Raw genomic sequence first — 12,930 nt, 5'->3', positions numbered from 1 at the left:
GCTTCGGCCCCCTCAGGCCAACCTTGCCAAAGGGGGCGGTGCCGTGCTGATCCTCGGGCATGATCGCTGCTCGAATCGCCCTGAGCCTTGGCCTCTCGATCGCCGCAGCCGCGCCGGCAGCCGCGGCGCCCTTCGTGCGGACGGTGACGGTCGATCATGCGAGGTTCGCGGCCTGCGCCTTCAGCGTGCTCGATCGCGAGTATCCCGACCAGATCACGCTGACCGACCTGCGCGGGCTCGAAACCATCAGAATCGTTGGCACGATCACTGCTGTCGGCCTCATCAGCTCGTCCACACAGCGATGGCTGGAGATGGAGATCCGAAAGGCCGGCAAGGGCGCGGTCGTTGAGGTGCAGCCGAAATTCACGATCTTCGGCGACGATCACTATGCGCAGCGTACCTGGAAGGAGATCCAGGGCTGCCTGCCGCCCGCCTGATCACCAGAAGTGCCGCCCGAACAGGGCGAGGCTGATGCGGTTCACGAGGCTGATGCGGCCGCGCGGGCTCCGCCCGCGGAGGTAGCCCTGCACGGCGGCCCTGTTGCCGGCCCTGACGGCATCCCGGGCCGCGGGCGAGATCCTGGCCGGGTCCATCTGCTGAATGGCACGCTCGACCCGGCTGGCGACCGGCCGGCCGTAGGCCTTGCCGATGTCGGGGATCTCCTCCGCCAGCACCTCTTCCCTTGCCCTGAAGAACCAAGCGCCCCCCTCGACCTTCCGGCCGATCCGCGCCCAGAGGTCGGTCGTCACGTCGGCCGCGGTCGCCGCGACAGTCGGATCCTCGGCATAGGTGCGGGTGGGCGTCGGGGGCTTGTGCCCCCGGCTTCCGTGCGATGCAGCCTGACGCATCGCGAGCGCGAGATCGGCAAGGCTGCTCACCGCTTCGCCTGCATCGTCCGGTAGTTCTTGCAGTAGGCCGCCGCCCAGGTCTGCCGAGCATCCTCGGTGTCCGGCTTCCTCACATGAGCGAGGTATTCCTCGAAGGCCTTCGGGAACAGCGTCACGATGTTGAGCTGTCGCTCATGCAGCTCAGACACCGCCCGCGAGGCCGCCGATAGGTGCATCAGCGCCGTGGGGAAGCGAGCCGACCAGATTGGGTCGAAGGCCCGGAACACGTCCTCGTTGGGATAGGCGATGATGAAGCGGTGATCGGTACCCGCCACCCAATCAATGAAATCCTGGACCGTCTCCTCCATGCTGAGGAGAAAATCCCGATACTTGGGCGAGATGTTCCAAGAGCGCCCGCGCTCGGCGTCGACCAGCCAGTCCTTCGGCTCACCGATCATCGCCGCCGCCTCCGCCGGGGACAGTCCCAACAGCAGCCGGAGTGCCTTCAGATCCGTGGTCGTCTGGATGTCCACTGCTCGCCGCCTCCTCTCCATCATCGCTTGTGTTCAACCCTCGTGCGGCGCGCCACAGATCCTTCAGGAGGCGCTTCTCGACATACCGCTTGGCCTCGCTGGCCGCGTGAGTCGAGAAGCTTTCCCGCAGCTCGCCGGTCTTCTTGTCGGTGACAGGGGGCCGTGACCACCGAGGCTTGCCCGTCACCTCATCAACGTCGCCGCGCTGCACGAGGTAGCGGAGCCGCGCGATGAAGAGCTTTTGGTACCGGGTGAGATCTTCCCGGGCCTCAACATCCTCGCCGACCAGAGGCCGGGGGCCGCGGCCCATGCCACCGATGACGCTGCCACCGACATTCCACATGGCGGAGCGCCGCTCAGCGACGTAGCCCATCTTGATGGCGAGATCCTTGTCCTTGACCCGCCGCTGGCGCTGCCCGTCGATCACGGCCAGCCCCATCCGCTTCCAGAGCGCCGCCGGAGACCGATAGGCTGCCGGGTCACCACACTCCGCGATCACCTTGGCCAGACCAGCGGGGCCGAAGCCGCGCACACTCTTGGCGAAGGCAGACAGAGTGTGCTGGCCCGCTAGCTTCGTCATCCGCCGCTCGACCGGCTCCTCCATCTGCGTATGCAGCCGGATCGATGGCAGGATAGGGCCGACAGCCATGATCAGATCGTCGGCCGCGGTCCCGTTCTGCACCTCGGACCACAGCTTCGTGGCCCGGACGTTCCAGCGCTTCTTGACGGTCTCCCAAGGTGTGCTGTCGATCTCCTCCTGAGAGGGGGCGCAGAACCGCCGACAGATCGCGTAGGCCGTGAGCTGGAGACTGATGCGGGACCGCATCCACGAACGGCGCACCCTGCCGAGCTGGACGATTTCGGCGACGAGAGCATGACTTCCTTGGTCGTCACGGTACTTCTGGCTCTCGTCGCCCCGGCCGGAGCCGGAGGTTTCAGGGCCAGGCACTCCTACCTCGGATGACGGGTGACTCTCGGCCTGCCCCTGCCCGCCTAGGCGGGAAATTTGCTGATCAGGCACTGGACGACTGGTTGCCGGGGCGTTTGCGGCCTGATCAGCCCCGCCGGAGCGGGAAGTTTGCGTGTCGGACAAGCCGAGCATGGATGTCGCAGGTACTGTGGTCCGACACGCCCCGCTTGCGCGGGAGCTGGTGCGACGAGGCAACTGCATTTTGGTTGCCGAAGCCACACTGGCCTCGTCGCTCGACGCCGAGGCGCCGATAGGTTGGGGATCAGTCGTGCCCATCGAGGTGGACGGCATTTCTCTGGACTGATCCCCACCCGCCTTGCGGCGGGAAGGTTTGGCGCCGGACAACCCTTCAGTGGGTGACAAGGTAGCTGTGGTCCGAGCGCCACCGGCATCGCTGCCGGATGATTTGGGAGAGGGCGTCCCAACAATGGGGGCCATCCCGCTCATGGCCCTCTCCCTACCGTCCTCGCGGACGGATTCCTTGCGATCCTCAAGCATCGGCCGCCTCCACGCTGGCCTTGATGGCGATCAGATCGGATTCCTTCAGCACGTCCCGGACGCGCTTCTCGCCGGTCACACGTTCGGCCACGCGGCGCACGAACTCGGCGCGCGCCTGCATGGTCCCTGCCCGCTTCAGCCACATGTCGGCGGCACTCAGCAGATCGTCGCGCGTCGCGTTGCCGATCAGCAGCCCGCTCGGGAGCGGGAAGTTGTCCATCAGGCCGGCCATCGCGCCAGCCAGCACACGCACGCCCTCCCCCTGTTGGGCCACCCCGGAAGGCGCCTGTACGGCCTTCGCCCAAGCGCTCTGACGGGCGCTCCCGATGCGACTATGGATCAGCTGGGAGCAGTGGTCCCAGACCATTTCGTCGGCGAGGGCCTGATACAGGTCGGGCCGCGCGCGGATGGCTTCATAAAGAGCCTCAGCCGCAGCGCCAGCGTCGCCTTCGTGCTGCTCCTGGCATTCCTTGACCAGGCTGATGAGTTCCTGACGTGCAGGTTTGGGAGTGATGGCGTTCAAAGCGCATTCCTCGGGTTGCGAGCCGGCCCTTGCCAGCTGCGTTGATGATTAGATGCTGAGATTTGCGTTGGGTCAATACCGTATTGCAGAATTTTGGCTTCAGTAGAGATGGGGGGCAAGCCCCCCAACGTCATTTTGCATCAAGCCGCAGCCAATACGTGCGCCGCCAATCATTCATGGCGCACGCAAGATCGAACAGGTGAGCTCGGGTGTGCATGTCGCTTCCGGCGGTCGCGCGTTCCTCGACCATGGCGCGGATACGGGCGGATCCGACACGAGTGAAAACTGATTCTGGACCGGCCTGAATGGCCCCAATTTCGGTGTCCAGATACCAACCTTCTGCCGCAGCCGCATCCTGATCGCGCTCGGTCCAGAGTATCTCTATGTAAGGGAGCCCAGACGCGTCTCGAAGCATGTGCCAGAAAAGCACCTTAGAGGCGGTTCGTTCTGAGGTACCACCGCTCGAAGCTGTTTGATCCGCGTCCATCTCACTCAGCGCACTCGGCGCCGAGAGATTTAGCTCCTGCAGAAGTCGTGTCGCTTCACGGCCTAGGAAGGCGGGTGGGCGACGACCTTCCTCCACATGCCGATCGCGCGCCTCGCGTAGGATTGCGATTTGCTCTGCCGTTCCGACGTTGTGGCGGGTAAGCCGGTTTTCAGCCAACAGGCGGCCTACAATCTCATAGAATACCGATATGCCAATCTCACCGAGCGGGTATTCGGGATGCGGTTCCTTTACTTCAGACATGACTGATCTCCTGATGCGTGCGCGGTGATGGGAGTAAGAGCGTGTAGATTTTCGCCAAACCGAATGGGAATGGATCAGGATGGCTACCAGTCCCTCGTCTGCCCGGTGGCCTCTCGGAACCGCATCTCCCAGGCGCCGAGCGCGGCCCACGCATCCAGGATCATCGCCTTGAGGTGCAACTCGCTGCCGGCGGTGGCCTGCTCCTTGATGTGGTTGAAGGCCTGAACGTCGAAGACGAAGGCGTCGGCTTCCTGATCGGCCTGGATCGCGCCATCTAGCTCGTCTAGGTACCAGCCCTCGGCGAGCGCCGCGGCCTGATCCTCGTGCGTCCAGGTGATCTCGACGTCAGGAGCGCTGTCCACGCCCTCAAGTTGGTAGCGGCGGATCGGCTCAGCCATTGGCGGCCTCCCGAGCAGCAACGGCTGCCTTCCGATCAGCTCGGCGCCGCCGTTCGTCCTTGATCCAGAGCTTCCAGCGCTCTCGGTGCCGGCGCCATGCGAGCTTCGCCTCTGCATGCCCGTCGCCCCAGAGGCTGATGCTATCCCCGAACGCGAGAACCCGGAGGTGGAAGAGGTGCCTCCGCTCCGAAAGGCGCGCCGCAGCGCTGGGCGACAACAGCCTCTCGTCATCGCGCCAAACGCCGCCATGGCCATTCGGGAAGAACAGCGGCGGGATCCGATGGCCGTCCTGCATCGCACAGATGAGAACGCGATCCTCCTCCTGCGCCGGCAACTCGGCATCGACTTCACCGGAGCCCTCACAGGCCTCGCAGGTTTCGCCGTAACAGGACGGGCAGCGGGCCTCCCCATCCTCCACGTCTTCAAGGTCGCTCTCGGCGTAGCGCTCGGCTACCGCCTTCTCGACCGTAACGAAGCGGCTGCCCTTGCAGAGCCAGCAGTCGTGCTCCTCGGCTCCGGTGCCCTCGCAGTCATCGCAGCGAACCATCGGACGCTCAGCCATGGACGGCCTCCCCGATCGCCAGCTCGGCGAGGCGGACGGCGATAGCGCTGCGCGTGCGCTGATGGCCGAACCGCCGGGAGGTCATGCGGGCGATGTCGCCGGCATCGTAGTGCTGCACCTCCAGGGCGCGCACGAACGCGTCTTCCTCCGGGGAGAACGGCGCCTCGGCCGGCGCCTCACAGGCGTCATGGCAATCGCCGTCACCGCTCAGGCAGTCGGGATCGCCTACAGGGCAGCCCTCGTCCTCGTCCTCGAAAACCTCGAGGCCGGTGACGGCGTCGGCATCCGGATCGAACATGATGTAGTCGGCGCCGGCCGCGCGGGCATAATCGAAGATCGCCGGCAGCTCGGTCCCGAGGCGGTAATCCCAGCCCTCGTTGTCGGTCGGGACGTGCATGAGCCAGCCGAAGGCGCCGATCAGGACCGTGCCCGGGAAGGACTCGGCGTCCAGGCAGTCCCGCCACAGCTCCCGGGTCTCGGGCCGCAGGTGCGCGGTCGAGATGTCGAGGAAGGGCCGCAGCGGCTTGTGGTGCGCATCGGCGACGGCATCGTAGGCGTCGGTCAGCTGCGCTGCCGTGTAACGGCCGCAGGGCAGCTGGATCTCACAACCAGAGCCGGGCGCGTCCTTCGGGATGAGACGGCCTAAGGCGTGCTCCAGGAGGCGGCGGGTGGAGTCGTCGATCGTCAGGGTGATCATGGGGAAGCTCGCGGATCAGGGGCGGCGCTCGCGCGCCGGGAAAGGTTCAGGCGCGGTGGGAGACGGCGCGGCCGGCATCGCCGACGATCGCGCGCAGGGCGGCCATGGCGGGGTCGAGGCTCGGGGAGAGGTCCAAGCCTTCGTCGCTGGTCACCACCTCGATGAGGCGGAGGGCGAGGCGGGCGCGATCGGCCCATTCCCGCTCTCGCGTCGTCAGGGGCGGGCTCTTGAGGTACGGGCTGCCGGGCCGGCGCTGGTCGGCCGCGCCGAGGGCGATGCCGGCGGCCACGCGGTCGATGGCCTCGGACAGCGGCTCGAACGTGTCGATGGGCTCCTGCAACATCTCAACCACGGCGGCCCCCTCCGGTCTTCGGGCGGTGGCCGAACGGCTTGATGCCGCGGACCTTGAACGCCTCGGGATCCTCGGGCTGATGCTGCGTCGGGTAGAACTGCCCGTGGATGCAGTCGCGGGCCTCGCGGGTGGCGTGCTGGACGGTGCAGGGCTTGTCGAAAGTCAGGGTCATGACGACCCGATGCGAGCGGGAGAGCTTGCGCATAGACGCCTCTGAGGGTGGGCGCGCCCGGGGCAGCCGGGCGCTGCGAGGGGATGGGACTTCGTCAGGCCGCGAGCGCGTAGGCGCTCTGGAGGGCCGCCGCCTCGGATCGCCCGGGGAGGCGCGACAGGGCGGCGCGGAAGGCCGCGTGCCGGATCGTGTCGCTCTCGTAGGAGGGCAGGGCCGGAACCGCCCGCTGGACCAGCGCCCGGCGCCAGGGCGCCTCCAGCTCGTAGTCCTCCACCGCGGCGAAGGCGGCCCGCGCGTCGGCCACGGCCTCGGCCCGGCGCTTCATCTCCGCGAGGTAGGCGTCCGAGAGCGCGACCGCCGGGCGGTAGAGCGGCGGGAGCTTCCGGATCCCCCGCTTCGCCAGCCGCTTCCGCAGGGCGTTGGCCGCTCGCTTGGCCGCCGCCTCAGTGGAGAACACGAACCGCTCGCTCTGCGGTAAGTGGAGCTCCGAGCGACGCGTGGTCACCGTGAAGCTCCAGGAGTCGATGTCGTGGCCGTAGACGTTGGACCGGGCCACGGGCGTGACGGTGATCTCGGGCTCGGCGAAGGGCCGGGCGTTCAGGAAGGCCGGCATAGCCGGATCGTTGGCGTGCCCGTGCATGGGCATCAGGACGCCGAAGGCCGCGTCGCAGCCCTGGAAGAGCACGATGGCGGCGGCGCCGCAGGGCACGATGCGGACCGTAGCCCGGGTGTTGAGGGTGTCGGCCAGAGCGCGGGCCGTCTCGCCGAAGCCCGCGAGGTAGCTCGGGTTGAAGGCCGGCGCCCGCGAGCGCTCGGCCGGCGGCACCGCGTCCAGGGTCGGGACGATGCGCTGCCAGTCGGGGAAGGTGCTGTCGATCACGCCGCTGTCCGCGCCCTCGAACACGATGGCGTCCTCGCACCGCACCGTGGCGCGGCCGTCGACCAGCTGGAGGAAGCGCGGCCCCGTCGCCTCCGCCGACGCGCCGGCACCGCGCCGGACCCGCGCCGGCTTGGACTTGGCCGCCCGGAGCAGATCGGACGGGCACGCGATGATGGCGGCCTCGGTGCACACGGCACCGCGATCGTAGACCACCAGCATGCGGTGCCCGTCCGTCGCGACCAGGTAGGCTCCGCCGCACGGGTGCGGCTGGACATAGACGCCGTTCAGGTACGCACGCGTTTCCTCGGTGCTGCGGTAGGCAGCCACGATGCGGAACAGGTCGGCGGAGACGTTGCGGATCATCTAGGGTCCTTTCATCTGGTTGAGCGAGACACGCCAATGCGCGTCCGTGGTTGGCATTAAGTCATCAATGAATTGGCGCTTCAACGCCAATCTGTTTGTGATTTTTAGCAGGGTCGCTTCGGCCTCAGCCGCCGAGCACGCCCGGCTGTTCGATGCTGAAGGTCTCGTCGTCGAAAAGGTTGACGGTCAGAATCACGGGCTGATCGTGGTAGCCGTGCACGATCACCGACCATCCGTGCTCGCGCGCCTCCACGGCCACGAACGGGCCCAGGTCGACCCTGCCGCGCTGGTTGGCCATGCGCAGCGAGGCGCGCGCATCGGTGTATTCGATCTGCATGTTGCGCTGGCGGCGCGTCAGCTCGCCGTTGGCGCCCGCGTGTTGCCTCAGGCGCGCATCGATCCTCGCCGAACTCATGGGCTGCATCCTTTCATCAGGTGCGGCGGACGACGATTCGTCCCCGAGGGCATGAACCCTATGGGCGGCCCCTCCCCGGGCCGCCGGTAGGACTCAGGCTGCCGAAGGCTCGGTTTCAGCGGCCCCGGCCGACCTTCAGCCGCGCGACAGGAACCGGCATCTTGTAGACGAGCTGCCGAGAGCGATCGGACGGGCAACGGGAGCGATTGTGCAGGCTCGCGCACTGCATCTCGGCCTGCATGGTGCGGGTCAGCTCCGGGCCATCCAGCATGGCCCGGGATCGGCGAATCACTCTGCCCGATGCATCCCGAGTTTCAATGTAGAAGAGCGAGGCGACGCCCGGCATCAGCGTCGCTCACCCGGGGCGAGAGTGGCCTCGGCCCTCAGATCGCGATGCACCATGTCGATGTGCTGGCGCCATTCGTCATAAGCGGCACCGCGTGAGCCTTTCCCGCAATGAGTCGCCGACATCCAACCGCATTCGCAACTGGACACGTAGCGCATATGCGCGCCGCCGAAGCGGTGCCCCGGAGTAGGCTTGCTCGCCTTCGCCTGCTGCTGCTGGCACGGTTGCGGGACCATGGCGGGGAGCCGCCGAACCGTAACCGTCACGTCCCCGCGCGATGCAGAACTGATCGGTTGACCGTTCGCATAATGGGCCGTCGCGTGGTTAAACGCCTCGATAGAGGGAACCGAAAGCCGCCCATCCGGCATCATGCTTGCCGCGGCACGGAACGCCGCATGCGGCAGAGAATCCGTGCCCGTATATTCCTGGCGTGTGGCGTTGTCCCAGATCGTCACCTGCGCCGACACAGGGCGCCGGTCCCGCCCCTGCTGCTGCTGAACAGGCTGAGGGACCGTGGCAGGCTTTGGGTAGGTCATATCGATTCCTCGGGTTGCGGCGGCACGCCATTGCGCGCCCCGGTGTCGGTAATTGTTCAACGCGTTGGTGGGTCTAGAACGGCTCGGGCTCGCTGAAGAACCAGATGATCGGCTTCCCGGTCGCCTCGGCGATCAGCGGGAGCGACGTGGCGCTCAGCCGGTTCACGCCCTTCTCGTATTTCTGGAGCTGCGCGGCCGAGACGCTGATTGCGGCGCCCAGGACGCGCTGCGTCATCTTCGCGTCGAGCCGGGCCTCGAGGATGCGCCGCCCCATGACGGCGTCGGCCTCGGTGGGGCGAAGGCCGGCCATCCTCAGGCCCTCCCGGCGCCGTTGAGGAAGGACTCCTTGGCGGAGCGGGCCGCGCGGCGGGCGGCGCGGCGCACACGGCCCTCGGCGCGCTTGCCGTAGGGGAGACGGGGCTCGGAGGCGGGGCGGTTCTCGGGACGGGACATGGCAGGGCCTTTCATCAGGATGCCGGGCGCCGATGCGCGCGGCTGGATCGGGCGGGCTGTACGGCGCCCCGCCCTGGCGCTACATTCGGGAGTGAGGGCGACGGAGCCACCCGCCGCCCTCTGGCATCAGCCCGTCAGGACTGGAGCCAACTCCAGAGCGAGAACCCTACGGCGAGGCGGACTTTCACGGTCCACTCGCCGTTGGCCTTTCTGGAGACTGCCAGAGAGAGAACCATCTCTCGCACTCCCGGCCGCAACCGGCCGCGTGCGGCCTTTCGCGGGGTGGCTGGTCAGGCGCACCGTGCGAGGCCGGCGGACCGGCCCCGAGGCGCTGCGCCCCCTCAGCGATGGGGACGCGATTCGCCGGGAATCACGCGGCGCCGGACGCCCGGCATCGCCGGGGCGCGCATGCCGGGCCAGCTCGCGCCGGTCTCGGCCATCCAGGTAGCCACGAAGGTGACGCCTACGGCCGTGGCCGCGGCGACGAAGGCGAGGGCGGCCACGAGACCGGCGCCCATGGCCGCGTTGGCAGCGGCCGACTCGGGCTGGAATAGCGGGGGAGCCCAAGGGGCGGCCGTCGCCGCGCTCGAGGACAGGACCAGGGACAGGGCGGCCCGGAGGACGAGGGAAGCGCGCATCGGTCCCGCCCTCACGCCGCGTGCCGCCACGTGGAGCGGGCCACGGCCCACGCCTTGTCATGGGTGCCGGTGCCGGTGCGCTCGTTCCGGAAGTAGAAATAGGAACCCTCCCGCTCCACGCGGTAGACCACGCCAGGGGAGGCCCAGGACGCCACGGGCACCACGTCGAAGGTGATCAGGGCGCCGTCAGCGGGGAGCGAGCCCGCAGGCATGGAGGCCACAGCGAGGGCCGGGCCCACAGAGACGGGAGAGGCTTGGAGAGCGGAGCGCATGGGAGGCGCCTTTCATCGGGTTGGGCGGCCCGCCGATGCGCGCCGCTGATGGGGATGAAGCCACAACGCGTTGCAGGTTGCAAGCGTCAAACCGCAAACGCATCGAGAAATCTGCAACCGCGCGCAGCACCCGACGCGCACAGAGCGGAAGACGCATACGCCCGCCTGGCCGCCCGCCCCCACGCGAGGCAGACCCCTCGAACCCCCTGGCCCCTCCGTTTAAGGTTTAGCGCCAACAGGCGAGGACCGGCGGGGCGGGCACTTTTCCGGCGCGTTCGTCGAAAAAACCCGGGCATGCGAACTCGTGCAAATTCTGCACTGGTTGGACGAGAGCGCAAACGGTTGTTGACACGACGCCAACACGATGGCGATATTGCGGAGCCGGAGGTCGCAGGTTCGAATCCTGCCGCTACCCGCCCCAAGCCCTCGGGCCGTCGTGGCGGGAGATGTAGCGCAGCCTGGAAGCGCGCCGCTCGCGAGGCCGCCGCCGCAGCAGCCGGGTCGCTCCCGGTGGATCACGCTGCGGCGGCGGTGCACCCGGATCATCTTCTCGGACGGTACCGAGCTTTCGACGGAGGACTGATGAGCGACGCGACCGCAGAGGCCGCACCTGACGACGGCTGGGAGTGGGCGATCGTCGAAGCGATGGGGCACCGCCGGCATGTTGGCCGTACCCGCGAGGTGGAGAAGTTCGGCACGAAGATGATCCGCGTCGATGTGCCGATCGATGGAAACCCCGAGGAGCGCGGCTGGAAGACCCACTTCTACCCGGGCAGCTCCCTCTTCTGCTTCACCCCCTGCACCGAAGAGGCCGCGCTCGCGGCAAACAAGCCCTACGAGCCGGCGGGGCGCCTCGCCCTGGCGTCTCGGTACCGCGATCCCGACGACAGCCCTGACGACGGACCGGAGTTCTAGCCGTGACCAGCCTGATCCCGACCATCGGCCGCATCGTGCACCTGCGGCTCGCGCACGGCGAGACTTCGAACGGCCAGACGGTGGTGCCGGCCATCATCACCGCCGTGCACCAGCCCGGCCGGACCGACTCCGAGGTCAACCTCCAGGTCTTCTACGACATGGCGCCCGTCAACTTCATGACCGGCGTGCGCCGCGGCGACGAGAAGACGGTCCGCTCCTGGTTCTGGCCGCCGAGGTGACGCCATGCAGGTGATCGGCAGCATCAAGGCGGCCTTGCGCCGGGCCGCCGCGCACTTCGCGTGGCGCACCGTCGAATGCACCTTCGCCCGCGAGGTGGAGCGCAACACGCTGACCGGCGAATGCCGCTGGCGGCGGATGGTCTACTGCGAGCCGGGCGTGTCGCATGTCGGGATCTGGCGGCCCGGCCTGCCCATAGGCTTCGAGCTGCCGGCCGACAACGACGATTGAGCGGAGGGCTCGGGGCAACCCGGGCCCTTCGTGCATTCGGCACCGAAAAATTACAGCGAGCCGGTCCACACGAGGATCGGCGATGCGCGCATCTATGGCCCGCGGTTCGAGCTTCGGCGCCCTCGCGCGGCGAGGGATCAGCTGGTGCCTGCTCGCCCTGCCCCTCGCAGCGGCGCCGGCAGCCGCTCAGCAAGCCGTGCTGAACACGGATTCGAAGACCATCCCGGCCTTCGCCCTCTGGTGCCTCACCGGTACCGACCTGCAGATGGTGCCGTGCGGCCCCGCGGCCCCGCTCAGCGTCATGACGATGCCCTTCGTCAGGGCGACCCCCAACTCCTTCATGTTCCCCGTGACCGCGGAGCCGCAGCAGTTCCTGATCACGCAGCCGGCCGGGAGCATGAGCTACCGCGCGTTCAACCCCTGCGCTCAGGCCGACGTGCGCGTCACCAGCGTGATGGCGCTTGCCCCGATCACGACCACGGCGACCACCTATCCGGGCGTGCTGAAGGTGACGTCGGCGACGGGCACGATCGACAGGTTCAGCGGTCTGCGCTTCGGCCGCGGGTCGGAGACCGTGGGCAGCGCCAAGAACCCGATGACAGGGCAGCAGCGCATCGTATCGGCGATGCTCGTGCCGATCCCGGGCTACCCGTCCGATCTCGCCGGCCTGACCTGTGAGTTCGAGATCCATTACGGCGGAGGCGGCTGAGATGCGAGCTCTGATCGTCGGCATATGCCTCGCGCTCGCGATCAGCGGTGCCGCCGCGCGCCCGTCAACGCCGGGGCCGCCTGGCATGCCTGGCGCGCAGGGTGAGCCCGGCCCGATCGGGCCGCGTGGTCCTCGAGGCGAGAAGGGAGGGCAAGGCGATGTCGGACCAGCCGGAGAGCAGGGACCGCCAGGCGCGGCAGGCCGCGACGGAGCGCCTGGAGATCGCGGTCCGGCGGGCCCAGGTGGACCAGACGGAAAGGCAGGCCCGCCGGGCGATCCGGGCCCTCCAGGCAGCCCGGGAGCCGCAGGACTAGCTGGCAGGGACGGCCGCGGCATCACCACCACCGCGGTCAACGCCAGCGGGCGGCTCATCCTGACCTACAGCGACGGCGCCACGGTAGATGCCGGCCCCGTCGTCGGGCCGCCGGGGCAGCCGGGCGCCGCCGGGCTTCCGGGGGCCAAGGGCGATGCCGGCCCCGCGGGGCCGCAGGGGCTGCCCGGGAAGGACGGCGGGATCGGCCCGGCCGGCACCCCGGGCGCCGCCGGCAAGGATGGGTGTGTAGGGCGGTGACAAAACCATCCACTGGAGCGTCGGCGTCGTGCTGATGCGGGCGGCGTAAAAGCCGGCCAGTGGAGAAGCTTCTCTTTCGAGAGG

The 12,930-nt window shown here is 68.2% G+C and carries 25 protein-coding genes; 7 read left to right on the top strand and 18 right to left on the bottom strand.

The annotated features are described in order from the left end of the window. Nucleotides 1–59: 59 nt before the first annotated feature. On the top strand, nt 60–437 hold the full coding sequence (locus MTDSW087_RS24550) for a hypothetical protein (RefSeq protein WP_144767561.1): 378 nt from the start codon (nt 60–62) through the stop codon (nt 435–437). On the opposite strand, the gene MTDSW087_RS24545 is transcribed toward MTDSW087_RS24550, so the two are convergent. The 3 genes from MTDSW087_RS24545 to MTDSW087_RS24535 are packed head-to-tail and all read right to left on the bottom strand — an operon-like array spanning nt 438 to nt 2,309. Next, entirely contained in the window at nt 438–878 is a 441-nt protein-coding gene (locus MTDSW087_RS24545; protein WP_144767559.1) for a hypothetical protein, read from the bottom strand. Continuing rightward, complete coding sequence (locus MTDSW087_RS24540) at nt 875–1,285, bottom strand: hypothetical protein (RefSeq protein ID WP_144767557.1); 411 nt, start codon at nt 1,283–1,285, stop codon at nt 875–877. The genes MTDSW087_RS24545 and MTDSW087_RS24540 overlap by 4 nt, the downstream gene beginning before the upstream one ends. Further along, entirely contained in the window at nt 1,275–2,309 is a 1,035-nt protein-coding gene (locus MTDSW087_RS24535) for a hypothetical protein (RefSeq protein WP_144767555.1), read from the bottom strand. Before MTDSW087_RS24535 ends, MTDSW087_RS24540 begins: the two co-directional genes overlap by 11 nt. Before the next feature lie 133 nt (nt 2,310–2,442). Here MTDSW087_RS24535 and MTDSW087_RS24530 point away from each other — a divergent pair, with 133 nt between their 5' ends. Further along, nucleotides 2,443–2,634, top strand: coding sequence for a hypothetical protein (locus MTDSW087_RS24530; protein WP_144767553.1), 192 nt, complete (start codon nt 2,443–2,445; stop codon nt 2,632–2,634). 186 nt (nt 2,635–2,820) lie between these two features. On the opposite strand, the gene MTDSW087_RS24525 is transcribed toward MTDSW087_RS24530, so the two are convergent. The 15 genes from MTDSW087_RS24525 to MTDSW087_RS24460 all read right to left on the bottom strand — a co-directional run bounded on the left by MTDSW087_RS24525 (nt 2,821) and on the right by MTDSW087_RS24460 (nt 10,123). After that, a complete protein-coding gene (locus MTDSW087_RS24525) occupies nt 2,821–3,351 on the bottom strand; it encodes a hypothetical protein (RefSeq protein WP_144767551.1) in 531 nt (176 codons plus the stop codon). A 130-nt stretch (nt 3,352–3,481) separates the two neighbouring features. After that, nucleotides 3,482–4,099, bottom strand: a complete 618-nt coding sequence (locus tag MTDSW087_RS24520; RefSeq protein WP_144767549.1) for a hypothetical protein — start codon at nt 4,097–4,099, stop codon at nt 3,482–3,484. 83 nt (nt 4,100–4,182) lie between these two features. Further along, complete coding sequence (locus MTDSW087_RS24515) at nt 4,183–4,497, bottom strand: hypothetical protein (RefSeq protein WP_144767547.1); 315 nt, start codon at nt 4,495–4,497, stop codon at nt 4,183–4,185. Beyond that, the gene (locus tag MTDSW087_RS24510) at nt 4,490–5,059 is read right to left on the bottom strand and encodes a hypothetical protein (RefSeq protein ID WP_144767545.1); all 570 of its coding nucleotides are present in this window, start codon (nt 5,057–5,059) and stop codon (nt 4,490–4,492) included. The genes MTDSW087_RS24515 and MTDSW087_RS24510 overlap by 8 nt, the downstream gene beginning before the upstream one ends. Next, the gene (locus tag MTDSW087_RS24505) at nt 5,052–5,756 is read right to left on the bottom strand and encodes a DUF5983 family protein (protein ID WP_144767543.1); all 705 of its coding nucleotides are present in this window, start codon (nt 5,754–5,756) and stop codon (nt 5,052–5,054) included. The genes MTDSW087_RS24510 and MTDSW087_RS24505 overlap by 8 nt, the downstream gene beginning before the upstream one ends. A gap of 46 nt (nt 5,757–5,802) precedes the next feature. After that, on the bottom strand, nt 5,803–6,108 hold the full coding sequence (locus MTDSW087_RS24500) for a hypothetical protein (protein WP_144767541.1): 306 nt from the start codon (nt 6,106–6,108) through the stop codon (nt 5,803–5,805). Then, nucleotides 6,101–6,280, bottom strand: a complete 180-nt coding sequence (locus tag MTDSW087_RS24495; protein ID WP_144767539.1) for a hypothetical protein — start codon at nt 6,278–6,280, stop codon at nt 6,101–6,103. The genes MTDSW087_RS24500 and MTDSW087_RS24495 overlap by 8 nt, the downstream gene beginning before the upstream one ends. Before the next feature lie 94 nt (nt 6,281–6,374). Next, nucleotides 6,375–7,523: a beta clamp domain-containing protein gene (locus MTDSW087_RS24490; RefSeq protein ID WP_144767537.1), complete on the bottom strand. Its 1,149-nt coding sequence runs from the start codon at nt 7,521–7,523 to the stop codon at nt 6,375–6,377. Between the two features lie 124 nt (nt 7,524–7,647). Then, nucleotides 7,648–7,938, bottom strand: coding sequence for a hypothetical protein (locus MTDSW087_RS24485; RefSeq protein WP_144767535.1), 291 nt, complete (start codon nt 7,936–7,938; stop codon nt 7,648–7,650). 115 nt (nt 7,939–8,053) lie between these two features. Next, a complete protein-coding gene (locus tag MTDSW087_RS24480) occupies nt 8,054–8,284 on the bottom strand; it encodes a hypothetical protein (RefSeq protein ID WP_144767533.1) in 231 nt (76 codons plus the stop codon). Beyond that, a complete protein-coding gene (locus tag MTDSW087_RS24475; RefSeq protein ID WP_144767531.1) occupies nt 8,284–8,820 on the bottom strand; it encodes a hypothetical protein in 537 nt (178 codons plus the stop codon). The genes MTDSW087_RS24480 and MTDSW087_RS24475 overlap by 1 nt, the downstream gene beginning before the upstream one ends. 73 nt (nt 8,821–8,893) lie before the next feature. Then, nucleotides 8,894–9,130: a helix-turn-helix domain-containing protein gene (locus tag MTDSW087_RS24470; protein WP_144767529.1), complete on the bottom strand. Its 237-nt coding sequence runs from the start codon at nt 9,128–9,130 to the stop codon at nt 8,894–8,896. Nucleotides 9,131–9,132: 2 nt separating this feature from the next. Continuing rightward, entirely contained in the window at nt 9,133–9,273 is a 141-nt protein-coding gene (locus MTDSW087_RS30430) for a hypothetical protein (protein ID WP_186383988.1), read from the bottom strand. A 341-nt stretch (nt 9,274–9,614) separates the two neighbouring features. Then, nucleotides 9,615–9,911, bottom strand: a complete 297-nt coding sequence (locus tag MTDSW087_RS24465; protein WP_144767527.1) for a hypothetical protein — start codon at nt 9,909–9,911, stop codon at nt 9,615–9,617. A gap of 11 nt (nt 9,912–9,922) precedes the next feature. Next, nucleotides 9,923–10,123 (bottom strand): hypothetical protein, encoded by a 201-nt coding sequence (locus MTDSW087_RS24460; protein ID WP_144767525.1) that lies wholly within the window; start codon nt 10,121–10,123, stop codon nt 9,923–9,925. Nucleotides 10,124–10,765: 642 nt separating this feature from the next. On the opposite strand from MTDSW087_RS24460, the gene MTDSW087_RS24455 reads away from it, so the two are divergent. From MTDSW087_RS24455 to MTDSW087_RS31005, 5 genes are all read left to right on the top strand, one after another. After that, a complete protein-coding gene (locus tag MTDSW087_RS24455) occupies nt 10,766–11,098 on the top strand; it encodes a hypothetical protein (protein ID WP_144767523.1) in 333 nt (110 codons plus the stop codon). 2 nt (nt 11,099–11,100) lie between these two features. Continuing rightward, entirely contained in the window at nt 11,101–11,337 is a 237-nt protein-coding gene (locus MTDSW087_RS24450; protein WP_144767521.1) for a hypothetical protein, read from the top strand. Between the two features lie 4 nt (nt 11,338–11,341). Next, nucleotides 11,342–11,566 (top strand): hypothetical protein, encoded by a 225-nt coding sequence (locus MTDSW087_RS24445; protein WP_144767519.1) that lies wholly within the window; start codon nt 11,342–11,344, stop codon nt 11,564–11,566. Between the two features lie 82 nt (nt 11,567–11,648). Beyond that, complete coding sequence (locus MTDSW087_RS24440; protein WP_144767517.1) at nt 11,649–12,275, top strand: hypothetical protein; 627 nt, start codon at nt 11,649–11,651, stop codon at nt 12,273–12,275. 158 nt (nt 12,276–12,433) lie between these two features. After that, complete coding sequence (locus MTDSW087_RS31005; RefSeq protein ID WP_238179507.1) at nt 12,434–12,589, top strand: hypothetical protein; 156 nt, start codon at nt 12,434–12,436, stop codon at nt 12,587–12,589. The last annotated feature ends 341 nt before the right edge of the window (nt 12,590–12,930 follow it).

This window comes from Methylobacterium dankookense, assembly GCF_902141855.1.
In the GTDB taxonomy this organism is placed as follows: domain Bacteria; phylum Pseudomonadota; class Alphaproteobacteria; order Rhizobiales; family Beijerinckiaceae; genus Methylobacterium; species Methylobacterium dankookense.
This window is presented reverse-complemented; position numbering and strand designations above follow the sequence as displayed.